The sequence below is a fragment of the Pseudoalteromonas sp. MMG012 genome, assembly GCF_018100875.1.
Classification (GTDB): Bacteria; Pseudomonadota; Gammaproteobacteria; order Enterobacterales; family Alteromonadaceae; genus Pseudoalteromonas; species Pseudoalteromonas aurantia.
Genome location: NZ_JAGJEF010000100.1, coordinates 1 through 12939, shown reverse-complemented (window position 1 = coordinate 12939; position 12939 = coordinate 1). Strand labels below are relative to the sequence as shown.

Genomic DNA, 12939 nt, shown 5'->3' with positions numbered 1-12939 from the left:
AGTTAAATCCTTTACGTAGCTAATATCTTCAACTTTAATCTTTATGTGTTTATTCTGATCGTTAGAAAAATATACCCCGTCCTTATAGAACTGGTATATCTCAACTGTAGAGTCTGATTCTTTAATCAATGCTTCTAAATCTTCAATCGAGTCAACGAACTTGAATTTCACTTTGTTTTCAAGAGAGGGATCTGAATTAAAATGCTTTGAAGATAACTTTGAACCTTTAAACGGGTACGCATCTTTAAAAACAATCCCCGAAGAGTAAATTTGATTTTTAAGTTCAATCTGTTTTTCTGGTTCTAAACCATTAAGGTAAATTGATGGGCAAAAACATGGTTTTTGCCTTTTTGAAATTTTAGCCCACTTATTTGCTAGAAGAAGGATAGCTTCTTTAAGATCTGCTAGATTTTCATGAGAACTGCAATCGATTAAAAAGAATCGGCTAAATGCTTCCATATTAAGGCCACTTGATAAATATTCTTTTTTTACTGATTTTATATATGTAGAACGCCCATTTCTTTTAATAAACCATGCGTCAAAAACTTCATCTTTGACAGCTATGAGTTTTAGGAATTCTCTTTTTGACAAATACCTCTTATCTCTGTTTTGTTCCATCGATAATTTTTGTATAACTTTCAGTGCAGAATTATAATGATAAAACTCCGCTTCAGATTCTGAAACATTTAATGTTTTAGCTATTTTCTCGATTATTAACTTATACTGATTTTCGATAGATGGGGCGTGAATATCTATCGTTAATATATCTAAAAATTCTTCTAGATCATTATCCGTAAGATTAAGCTCTTCATAAATACAATAAGTGACCTTTTGTTTTTTACCAGCATCATCTTTTTCAGTTTTACTATAAGTTAAGAAATTACTCTTGAGGCTTGCACATGACAACGACTGTAGTTTTTCATGCCCTGACTCATAATGACCATATAAATAATACTTAACATCGCTATTACGGTTTTCTGCAAAATGACGAAGCATGAGTGTTATCGGTTTTTTTATAACAGAATGATTATATTCAGTTTTTGCGTAATACTTACATTGAATAGCGCTAGTTTCATCAGCAGTAACAACATCAATGTCTTCAATTCCTTCAATACAAACTAACGTATTAGATTCTTCCTGTTGTAAAAGCTCAAGAATAGTTTTATCGAATTGATAAAAATACCCAGTGATTGTATCGATTGCTTCTCTGGTAGACATGAATGCTAATCCTTGCAAAGGGCTTCTAACTATTTAGTATTTATGCAGCACGTTATTTGTGCTGCATAATCGCTTGTTGGACTGAGCCGCTACCTGCTCGGTGTGTCAGAGTTGGTGTTATTACGCTATGGGAATTTGCTTTTAGTCGCATAAGGTGTCTTATGCCTATTTTATCGGCTTATCTTTCGTGCTTAAGCCATCCCTGCATTACTCAGTACGTTTTATCCTGCCATTAGAGCTAATTTTCGCCGATTTATCAATGATACTTTCACCACACACGCACTTTTCTGGCCCGAACACTTAGGCAGGTTAATGTATTGATTTAATTCAGCAAGCTCTGCTACTAGCTCGTTCGTGCTAATTTCATTGTCTCTTCACTTGAATTAACTCTTTCGTTAAATCGTAAAAACCCTATTTTGCATACTTCAAAGAAATTTGTGCCTGTCCCATATTATTTTTTCCTGAATACTTATCTTCCCCACACAAAAAAGCACGGCGTACACACCGTGCTATTAAATGGTAATAAGGCGTTGCAGACAAATCAATTAAAGTATTCCTTGCTCTTGTCATTGCAATCACTCAAAAAAACTGGATATATCAACAGTAGTTAAACCACCCAGTTATGCAAGAAATTTGTGCCTGTCCTTTTTTATTTTGCGATGAGTTCGCAATAAGAGACCCTCAATATGTGTTTGCCGTAAACGATTTTAACGACTCACCGACATAGCGAAGTTGAATAGATTTAAGAATTGCCGATACAAATTAGCTGCTTAAAAGCAGCTAAAAAGAATCGTTATGCTTACTTGACCCGAGAAGGTTCATATGTGTTATATTTTTTTGATACCTACCGCTGCGCGCCAGTTTTCACGAACCATTACGGTAAGTTTTGCCGATTCACTCTTTAAATTTTGTAAATCGTTAGCGTTAGAATAATCAACTATATTATTTATTAAATTAATTTCTTCTTGTTCACCTAACATCGTGAACTTTAGCTGAGCGTCACTTAACTTAGTGACATATTCCTGCTTAATATCATCGGAGATAACTTGATTTGCTTTAGCTTTTTGAAAAATACTTTCAAGCAAGAAACTTGTAGAAATATATGAGTTATACATATCAAGTTTATAGTCTAGTTGCTTTTTAAATATTTCATTCTTCCTGTTCAAGTGGCTATTAAAAAACCACCCGCCTATAACTACAAAGACAGACACTATTGTAATAATATCTTTTACTTCCATATTTCACCCAAGTGTGTCTAAAAATATAACTATTTAGTATTTACGTATCACGTTGCTTGTGCTGCATAATCGCTTGTTGGACTGAGCAGCTACCGGCTCGACGTGTCAGAGTTGGTGTTATTTATGCTATGGGAATTTGCTTTTAGTGGCATAAGGTGTTTTATGCCTATTTTATCGGCTTATCTTTTGTGCTTAAGCCATCCCTGCATTACTCAGTACATTTTATCCTGCCATTAGAGCTAATTTTCGCTGATTTATCAATGATATTTTCACCACTCACGCACTTTTCTAGCCCAAACACTTAAGTAGATTTACCCTTTGATTTGTTGGATCAAGCTCTGCTTCTAGCTCGTTCGTGCTCATTTCATTGTATCTTCACTTGAATTAACCATTTCGTTAAATCGTAACAAGAAATTTGTGCCTATCCTTTTTTATTTTTCCTTGTTGCGAGCAATATACTTTTGCTTGCAATACATCTCACATTAGTTATGTAATCATTCTACATACATTTACGTGACAAAGCAGTGATATTGTATCGCAATATATTTGTTCATACTATTCTCATTGAATTCACACAGAGAAACCGAGAGAAAGTTATGAATGTATTAAATAAAAAAGTCTTGTCATTAATTGCAGTGTTATTGATGTCCACGGGTTGTGCCGTGCAGCATGATAAAACAGAGTTTGGCGCTATAGGTTTATCTTATCATTCAGACATTGTAGAAAATACTGATGGTAGCTATTATGCTGAAGTTGAAGCAGCCTTAACACGAGGAAGAATTGGTGGTGCAGAAGGGATTGTGACAAAAAGTGCTGTAGAGAAGTGTGCCAGCTTAGGTAAAGCAATGAAAGTTGTTAAAAAAGAAACAGAATCACATTTGTTAATTAACGGCGTAGCACGACTCACCTTTCGTTGTCACTAGCAGTCTCGTAGTCGGAACAGCTATAAAGTATAGTAGTGTGATTACCAAGGGGAACTGTCGGCCTAATTACCGAGCGACTTTGTCGTAAATAGCATATCAGCCAATTGCTAAACTGGCTGATATGCAGACTTTTGTAAGGGTTGTGATTTTTCAACTCTCAGAGCCGTGGAATTCATATTATTTCTTGAAAACAGTAATGGGACAGGCACATAATTATACGCTCAACATTACAATGTAACGCCACCTTATTATGCAAGAAATTTGTGACTGTCTCATCTTATTATCTTACTCGTTGCATACTTCAAAAGTCTGTGCCAGTCCTTTTTTATTTTCTTTATCGCACCATTGACAACGGCGACTTATGGGTGACCCCATTGATTGGAGATCACCAGATTGAAACGATCTCTATGAATCACACTGATTATTCAAGACTAATAATGTTCCATTTATAGCTGCTGTCGGTCATCAATACGTTTCTTGCGACGTGCGGCTCAGCACCTAAGTGGGCAGAGTATCTGCTATCATGCTCAGAACAAACTATAATAATAGATGTGCCATCGTATTTGATGATGAATCGTTCCTCACGGTCTGTATATAAATACTGAATTACGTTACCCTTCATCCTATCTTCATCCGTTATAATATTACAACCCGCCGTGTTATTGGATTGAAGAGTAAGTTCCCACACCCCGTGAGGATTCTCTATATCAACAAACGATATTTTAAATTCTCTACAAACAGGACCTGTAACATAACTTTCTGAAAGACAAATATGCTCATTTTTGGAATCTCGAGGGTATTTCATTTCTCTACCATCTAAACTAGATATTTTAACAGCCTCTTGCTTAAAAATATTTTTGCACCACGATGGGTACTTAAAATTGAATATATCCGTATCTTTTCCCAGTGCTTGATTGATAAACTCGGTTACACAATCAATTACAATTTTTTGCTCATTGGTTAATCGCTCAGTAATAGATTCTCTTCTCGACTGTTTATTCTGAGTATTTTTTTCCATCAAAATATTGCTAGTGTGTTGCAACAGTGCATACATGCTATAAAACTGACACATTGTATTAGCAAAACCACCTATGTACTGAATTAGATAACCATCCGCATTTATATTAACTTTTTCGTAATGTTTTAGGAAATCATTCACGTGCTGTGCTGCATCAGTAAAATTTGTAACCATTTCACCATATTGTTTTAATATTTGTGTCCAAACAGGAGTCTTGAGTGCAAGCTCTACGTCTTGAATTTGCACAAATAGTGAAATATTACTTCGCATTAAAACTTTAACATCATCTTCGGTAAGCGCCTCCTGAACCAAGCCGTAAATACTGCTCATTTTTTGGTTGATTTGAGTTAATTCTTCCTTAATCTGTTTTGTCGAAGAAGGCTTAAACATTTTTACAATTGCATTAAGAGGCTTAATTATTTTTTGTATACCTGGAACTGGAATTTGAGACGAGAGATTGATTACGCAATCAATAGCCTCAATATCCTCAAGAGCAGGATCAGTCTGCTGGTTTATTGCTGTACTTAAGTTCATAAGTGGTTCCTTTACTGTATCTGGTTTAAAATTTAAAAAGTCATACCCAAAAACAAAAGCAATCATGTAGCGGGCCAAAGCAGTATTAATCATTTTTAACAAAGAAAATATTACACCGCATTTCAGCAACATTGGCGCTTTACATTATAAATAATCAAACCTGTGTTAAAAATATACAAAAAGCTTTATTTACAATCACTAAGCATTACGATGACTGCCGTTGTCAGTACTCATTGGCGTAAATACCTCATAATTACCTGATGCCGAAACTGATATTTCTAGTCCCGAAAATAAACTTAAGTGGTTGTTATATAACAATCTAATAGGATAATTAATAAATTATTCCACATTAAAAGCTTTGCTACCTCATTTCTCCACAATCTTTTCATATTTATATCTCACTATTGCGCGTAATCACACAAACCAAGCATAGAGTTCGAATGCCGCACAGCGTAAAACTGGTAACCCCAACTTCAAATACAGAGGTGCCCGATCACACCATCAACACGCCTTTGCCACACCTATCTCAAGAGTTTTGTATCACGGCAGATAGTTTGGGCTCATATGAATTTAGGCAGGCCTACGGATTAAAATATGCGTATTTGTCAGGGGCTATGTATCGCGGTATTGCTTCCAAAGAGCTGGTTGTTGCTATGGCAAATGCTGGATTAATGGGTTTTTTAGGCACCGGTGGATGTAGCTTAGATCAGATTGAAAATGACCTTCTGCACATACAGCACGCCCTAACAACAGGGCAAGCTTATGGGTTAAATTTAGTGTGCAACCTGAATGACCCAGCGCACGAAATGGCCTTAGTGTCACTGTATTTGAAGTACGCAGTACCGTGTATAGAAGCCGCTGCTTTTATATCTATGACACCCGCGTTAGTGCTGTATCGCGTTAGCGGTTTATATCGAGATACAGATAATCAAGTCGCATCACACTATAAAATCATTGCTAAAGTTTCTCGTCCTGAGGTGGCCAATGCATTTTTACAACCTGCTCCACTGCGTATCATTGAACAGCTGCTCAGGCGTGGCCAAATAACGCCTGAACAAGCCAAAATGAGCCAGTCTATTTTAATGTGCGACGATATCTGTGTTGAAGCCGATTCCGGTGGGCATACCGACCAAGGCCAGCCCAGTGTTTTGCTCCCTGCAATTCAAAGTCTACGTGATAGCGTCGTATCAGCGCAGCCCTTTGCGCACGCTCCGCGTATTGGTTTGGCTGGCGGTATAGGCACACCAACTTCAGCCGCTGCGGCGTTTATCATGGGCGCTGACTTTATTATGACCGGCTCGATAAACCAATGCACCGTTGAAGCCGCAACGTCTGATGTAGTTAAAGATATGCTGCAAAGCATCAACGTACAAGACACTGACTACGCACCTGCAGGAGATATGTTCGAGTTAGGTTCAAAAGTACAAGTGCTTAAAAAAGGGGTGTTTTTTCCGGCCCGTGCGAATAAACTTTTTCAGTTGTATCAACAGTACGACTCCATTAATGCACTGCCAACGACGATACAAACCCAACTACAAGAGAAGTTTTTTAAAAAAAGCTTCGACGAGGTGTGGCAAGAAGTTGCACAATATTTAACTCAAACTGACAGAGCCAATGACATCATTAAAGCGCAAACAGATACCAAATACAAAATGGCGCGAATATTCCGTTGGTACTTCTCTTACAGTATGAAACTGGCCTTTGCGGGCACCACACAAGACAAAGTGAACTTTCAAGTACATACGGGCCCTGCACTCGGTGCTTTTAATCAATGGGTAAAAGGCTCAAAACTTATGCGCAATTAACCATACAAAACCTAGCTTATACTCTACAAGTTGGTCGTGATGCCATGGCATATCGTATCGGGTTTGTTGCTTCTTCGTTGTCTGAGGCCATACAGCAACTTCATGCTTATCTTACAAATACCCCTAATCACTGGTGTGAAAATATAGTAGATAAACACACACTGACTCAGGCTGAACCTTGGCCAAAACCTCACTCAGACGCACGATCACACCTTGATTTACCGGCATTGTTAGAAGCGTGGACTCAAGGGTACTTAGTCAACTGGGACGCCCTGTATACTGGTACTACTCCATCTAGAGTTAGCTTACCCAGTTACCCTTTTTCGCACAAACAATACTGGATAACACAAACCGAGTCGGTCGAAAAATTAATCCCGAACAGCACACACGCACTGCATCCATTGCTCCACACAACGGTGCCTGCCATGGATGAACTGGTATTTACTGCGACATTTAATGGCCAAGAATTCTTCTTCGCAGACCACAAAGTCAATCATCAAGCAGTATTACCAGGGGTGTGCAGCTTGGAAATGATAGTCGAGGCAATTCGTCAATCACATAACATGACAGCCGATCACATCGTAGAATTAAAAAATATTAGCTGGCTGCGTCCTATCGTTATTGAAGAGCATAGCCCACAGACGAGCGTATACTTATCATTATGGGAAGACCAGAACACCCTCACATTTGAACTGTGGAGTCAATTAGATGACAACCCGCAGGTCTATGTTAAAGGGCATGCTCAGTTGACCAATCGACTCTCGCAACCCACGGCCTCCGTCAATTTATTCACGTCGTCAACAAAGACTCATTGGCCAGATCTTGCGTTTAAAGATAGCGCAACCCACCCTGAACTAATTGAACACACAAAAGCAGAAATTTACACCATATTTGAAAAAGCAGGCATCAACTATGGCACGGCCTTTCAAGGACTGCATAAAATTCAAAAGCAAGGTGACGAGTTACTTGCTCAATTATTACTTGATAAGTGCTACTGCAAAGGCTTTAACGTATCACCAACCATCCTCGACAGTGCCTTACAATCACTCATGGCATTTTCTGATAGCGAAGAGTTAGCATTACCCTTTGCCCTACAGCATATTGCCTTTACTGATATTGCCGCTTTATCGGAGGCGTTTTCAGCAAACAATAAACCCACCTCTAACAGTGAAAACTCAACAAATACACAGGTAATGTTATGGGTTCACGCGACAAAAACATCAAATAATGGCGACTCAGTCAAAAAATTCAACCTCACAATATACACAGAAAATGGTATAGCATGCGTGCGTTTTACGGGGTTTTCTACGCGTTCAATAACAGCGTCTATTGATATTAAGCATCCAGAAAATGTACTTGAAACAGGCTTGCCGTCACCCGATGTCACTAATCAAGCCCCCCATTCTCAGACACTTGCGACGGTTACACCTTGTTGGGTTATTACGGCGTTTGATGACGTTAAAAAAACGCCACTTAGCAATGATCTCTTGCAAGCGACACAGTGGAATTATCAAGGCCCTGCTCATTATAAACCGCCCTTTGCTAACAACGCTCAAAATGACATACAACACAGTGAAACAACCGCACATCTAAATCATTTATCGAATCACCTTATTTGGCTTGCGCGTGATGAGTTCGCCGATCCTTTGGCTTTTTTTAAGTACATTAAATCACTGCTCCGTTCGGGTTATGGCGAAAAAGCACTGACCATCACCTTAGTGACACTGCAAACCCAACGTGTTCATTGTGAGCAAGTTAATCCACAAGGCGCAGGGCTGATTGGATTACTGCAAAGTATCGCCAAAGAATACCCGCTTTGGCATATTACGATTGTTGATATGCCTACCGAGCTATTTGATTTTTCACCCGTGTCACAAACCGACATCCTGTGGCAACAAGTAGTCACTCTGGCACCTGCATTTTATGCCTATCGCAGCAGCCAATGGTATGCGTTTGATATTGCATCACACAATTATCAAAGCATGGGGGCAACACCGGAGACAACTCAGTTCCCGAATACATCAGGTCAATGTGCTTATCGTCAAAATGGGGTATATGTGATTTTAGGCGGTGCCGGTGGGCTTGGATACGCCTTCAGAGAATGGTTAATTCGCACCTATGATGCTCAGCTTATTTGGCTTGGCCGTCGTGAAAAAAACAACGATATTCAACACGCTCTAACGCAATTAAGTAATCTAGGTAAAACACCGGTATATTACAGCGTTGATGCCGGCGATAAGAGCGCAATGCAAACAGTACTCAATGATATAAACGCCACATTTAAACACATTCATGGCGTAATTCATTCTATTTTGCAGCTCAATGATCAAAGTATCGCAAAGATGAATGAAGCGCAATTTATCAGCAGCTATCACGCCAAACAACAAACGGGTGACGTTGCGTTTGAGCTATTCAAAGACATTGATTTAGACTTCTTTTTGTTTTTTTCATCCCTTCAATCATTCTCTCCTGCGCCAGGGCAAAGTAACTATGCGGCTGGTTGTCGCTACCTCGATAGCCTCGCACAGTCTTACACACAAAAGATGCCCATTAAAGTGATCAATTGGGGGTATTGGGGATCAATTGGCATAGTCAGCGATGCGTTTTATAAAAATAAAATGGCAAAACAAGGGATAGGATCAATTGAAGTTGATGAAGGAATGCAGGCGTTAGCACAATTTATGCAATCTCCCCTCGCCCAAGTTGGGGTCATTAAGCTCACAAAAAATACACTGACTCATATGACAAAGCACTATAGTTATTCAGCTGATGAGTCTTTATTGGTTAATGACGCTCTGTCTAATACATTCACGTCACGTGTGCCTTATGATGTAAGTAACCCCAGCACAGACAATACTCAAATACTTGCCTTGTTGCGTCATGCACTTATAAAAGCAAAGTGGGATACTGAAGATAAACGCACTGCTGCCCTTTGCCAACTGCCTGCGCATTTCAGCCTCTGGTGGCAAGAAACACAAACATATTTACCTGACGCTGATTCGCTCATCAATAGTGAAATTGTTAGTGTTGAACCAGCTGACACCGACATACTACATGACACATACAATGAGGCGCTTGCATCACAAAACCCGCTCCTTGCTGCTTGTTTGGCGCAATTGCCGGATATTCTATCCGGCACTCAAAAGGCCACTGATGTGATATTTCCACAGGGTAAATTAACGCTAGTAGAGAGTGTCTATCAAAACAATACCCAAGCCGACTATGCCAATCGCGTTCTGGTTGAACAAGTACAGCATTACCTCTCTCATACTAACACCAGTACAATAAACGTACTTGAAATTGGCGCTGGCACAGGGGGAACCACCCACGCTGTGTTACCTAGTTTAGATGCATGGTCTGTGGGTGAATACACCTATACCGACTATACCTACTTATCCCAAGCATTTTTTAATCACACCAAATTACGCTTTCAAAATGACTACCCATTCTTACACACGCAATATTTTAATGTCAGTAAACCACTGGCAGCGCAAAATATTAAATTGGCGTATTACGATGTGGTGATTGCCACCAATGTCCTGCACGCAACGGCGCATATTAGAACAACACTACAAAATGCCAAGGCTTGTTTAAAGCCAGGCGGGGCGTTAATTATTAACGAAGTCGTTGAAAAGTCGCTATTTTCCCAACTTACGTTTGGCTTACTTGAAGGCTGGTGGTTAAGCGAAGATAAAGCACTGCGTATTGATGGGTCACCCATGCTATCGGTTGAGTGTTGGCAGCAAGTGCTGGCTGAAGAAGGCTTTACACATATTCATGTGTCAACTGACAAAAATTCTGCACAACACATTATTCGAGCGCTCAGTGACGGGCAAATCGTTCAGCCCGTCGACACAATTCAGTCAAATAATAAACAAACTAACAACGCAGTACCTCCAACCAGATCTGACAACCAAGAAAACACAATAGCTATGCCTGATACACATAACACGACTTCGCTTGCTTCGAGCACACTCACTTTTACCACGCAAACTTTGTTTGCTATTGCTAGCAATATCTTGGGGATACCACAAGACGAGTTAGATACGCAAGAATCGTTTGCTGACTATGGTGTTGATTCCATTTTAGCAATACAAATGCTAGACGATATTAATGCACAATTTGATTTGAGTTTACCTGCAACCTTGCTGTTCGATTATCCTTCTATTGCGTCATTGAGTCAGTACATCGCGACAGAACATCATACCCACCTTGCCCACCAATTACCGGACTGTGTACCACAAGCACATGTAAATGAGACTGAGCCAAACAACAGTATTATTAACGGCAATACGAATTCAGTCGCCAGTATGGGCGAAATAAGCAACAAAAAAACATATAGAAAGCCTTCATCAATTGATTTAACGCCATCAAACAAAACCGCTTTTAGCGCTGAGAAAACGAATACGTCACCGGCACCAGACTCTGATATGGATAACAAAATTGCCATTATTGGTATGAGCGGTCAATTTGGTACAGCAACAAATTTAGATGACTATTGGTCTCTGATCCAAAACCAACAAACCTCTGTGGTAAAGCAACAGCGCTGGGATCTCAATACCCTCGCAGAACAAGAACAAGCTTGGTGTCGTTATGCCAGTTTACTCGATGATATTTCGTCTTTTGATGCTGGATTTTTCTCAATTACGCCACAAGAAGCCATGTACATGGACCCTCAGCAAAGAGTGTTTTTACAAGAATGCTATAAGGCGTTAGATGATGCCAATATGGCAACTTCGGTAGCGGGTAAAAACATTGGAGTGTACCTTGGATGTGCTCAAGGAGATTATGCGAGTTTAGCGCCTGATGACGCGCCTGCTCAAATATTTTGGGGGAATGCCGGCTCGGTTATTCCGGCTCGTGTGTCGTATTTTTTAAACCTAAAAGGTCCAGCCATCGCTGTGGATACGGCTTGCTCGTCATCTTTAGTGGCCATTCATATGGCATGTCTGGCGCTGGTTAATAACGACATCTCTAGTGCCATTGTTGGTGGAGTCGCAACATTATGCACCGCCAAATTCTCGAAACATGCAGGGAAAGCGGGTATGTTAAGCCCTGATGGTACTTGCTATACGTTTGACGACAGGCCGAATGGATTTGTCCCCGGCGAAGGGGTTGGCGTATTGATATTAAAACGCTTAGTTGATGCCATTGCCGACAAAGATCACATTTATGGCGTTATTTTAGGCTCAGCGACCAATTCAGCAACTTAAAACACAATTACAAATTGATATTCAGGCTGATGCATTCAAAAATATGAACACCATACAGGCATTGATTGATGAGATTGAGCGTATATATCAGCGTAATGCGCTTAATGTGAATTCAGATAACTCTTTTGTTAACGGTGGCACCGCCACTATTCCTGATTTTATATTAGATGCGGGGGTCAATTTGCCTAACTTAGCCGACTCGCAGCCTATAGCATTCGAAGCCGACATTAAGTCTGTGCTTCTGACTGGCGCCACTGGCTTTCTTGGGAGCCATATACTTAAGCAGTTATTAGACTCAACTGACGCTATCATTTATTGTTTAGTCAGAGCCAATACCGTTAAGCAAGCACAACAGCGTGTTAAACAAGCCGCTCAATCTTATCGTCTCGCTATTGATTTACATCGAATTGTGCCCATCTTAGGTGATATGGAGCAACCACAATTAGGACTATCCAAGAAAAATTGGGCCATGCTGTGCAAGCAGGTGCAACATATTGTCCATACCGCCTCATATGTCAATCACATACAACCCTATTTTGCCTTTAAAAAGTCGGTCAGTGGTACCAATGAGCTACTGACCATCGCCAGCACACACACGTTAAAAATGATCCACTTTGTGTCAAGCACAACGGTCAGTACTCAGGTAAACAATTCACACTTTTCAATCAACCCTATTGAAGACTTTATCGACGTAGACGATGCCGCTTTAATTTGTAGCGGTTATGGGCAATCTAAATGGGTGCAAGAGGAAAACATCAGACAAGCATCACTGACTGGGGTGCCATACACCATTTATCGCTTTTCTGAAATTTCCGGTTCATCCGCAACAGGCATTGGTAACACTGACGATATTTTTCATCGTATTTTGCGCATGATGCTCAGTGTGCCGGCTCGTGACGATGCAGCATCGTACTTAATTGATGTGATCCCGGTAGATAAAGCAGCTCAAAGCATTGTTTTTGGCATGAACGACACACAAAAACGTAACAA

Annotated in this window: 7 protein-coding genes and 1 pseudogene; 4 read left to right on the top strand and 4 right to left on the bottom strand. The window is 40.0% G+C overall.

Annotated elements, in window-relative coordinates; genetic code table 11:
* From J8L97_RS20895 to J8L97_RS20890, 3 genes and pseudogenes are all read right to left on the bottom strand, one after another.
* Positions 1-1218 (bottom strand): DUF4297 family anti-phage-associated protein (locus tag J8L97_RS20895; protein WP_312037198.1); only part of this gene is annotated, 1218 nt, incomplete at its 3' end.
* 453 nt (positions 1219-1671) lie between these two features.
* A pseudogene (locus J8L97_RS23660) lies at positions 1672-1788 on the bottom strand (alpha-amylase family glycosyl hydrolase); the annotation flags it as partial.
* A gap of 257 nt (positions 1789-2045) precedes the next feature.
* Positions 2046-2456, bottom strand: coding sequence for a hypothetical protein (locus J8L97_RS20890; RefSeq protein WP_211052564.1), 411 nt, complete (start codon positions 2454-2456; stop codon positions 2046-2048).
* A gap of 596 nt (positions 2457-3052) precedes the next feature.
* Between J8L97_RS20890 and J8L97_RS20885 the strand changes: the two genes are divergently transcribed.
* The gene (locus J8L97_RS20885; protein WP_210996603.1) at positions 3053-3379 is read left to right on the top strand and encodes a hypothetical protein; all 327 of its coding nucleotides are present in this window, start codon (positions 3053-3055) and stop codon (positions 3377-3379) included.
* Positions 3380-3800: 421 nt separating this feature from the next.
* Here the strand turns inward: J8L97_RS20885 and J8L97_RS20880 are convergent, their stop codons facing one another.
* Positions 3801-5033: a hypothetical protein gene (locus J8L97_RS20880; RefSeq protein WP_211052563.1), complete on the bottom strand. Its 1233-nt coding sequence runs from the start codon at positions 5031-5033 to the stop codon at positions 3801-3803.
* Positions 5034-5371: 338 nt separating this feature from the next.
* On the opposite strand from J8L97_RS20880, the gene J8L97_RS20875 reads away from it, so the two are divergent.
* The 3 genes from J8L97_RS20875 to J8L97_RS20865 all read left to right on the top strand — a co-directional run.
* The gene (locus tag J8L97_RS20875; protein ID WP_211052561.1) at positions 5372-6736 is read left to right on the top strand and encodes a PfaD family polyunsaturated fatty acid/polyketide biosynthesis protein; all 1365 of its coding nucleotides are present in this window, start codon (positions 5372-5374) and stop codon (positions 6734-6736) included.
* Positions 6703-11949, top strand: coding sequence for a beta-ketoacyl synthase N-terminal-like domain-containing protein (locus J8L97_RS20870; RefSeq protein WP_211052559.1), 5247 nt, complete (start codon positions 6703-6705; stop codon positions 11947-11949). Before J8L97_RS20875 ends, J8L97_RS20870 begins: the two co-directional genes overlap by 34 nt.
* Positions 11950-11992: 43 nt before the next feature.
* Positions 11993-12939, top strand: a 947-nt coding sequence (locus J8L97_RS20865) for a thioester reductase domain-containing protein (RefSeq protein ID WP_211052556.1), incomplete at its 3' end; no start/stop codon positions are given.

Bases quoted from the DNA above. Each gene is read 5' to 3' on its own strand.
- J8L97_RS20885 (WP_210996603.1), top strand. From the start codon at position 3,053: ATGAATGTATTAAATAAAAAAGTCTTGTCATTAATTGCAGTGTTATTG.
- J8L97_RS20870 (WP_211052559.1), top strand. From the start codon at position 6,703: ATGGGTAAAAGGCTCAAAACTTATGCGCAATTAACCATACAAAACCTA.
- J8L97_RS20875 (WP_211052561.1), top strand. From the start codon at position 5,372: ATGCCGCACAGCGTAAAACTGGTAACCCCAACTTCAAATACAGAGGTG.
- J8L97_RS20890 (WP_211052564.1), bottom strand. From the start codon at position 2,456: ATGGAAGTAAAAGATATTATTACAATAGTGTCTGTCTTTGTAGTTATA.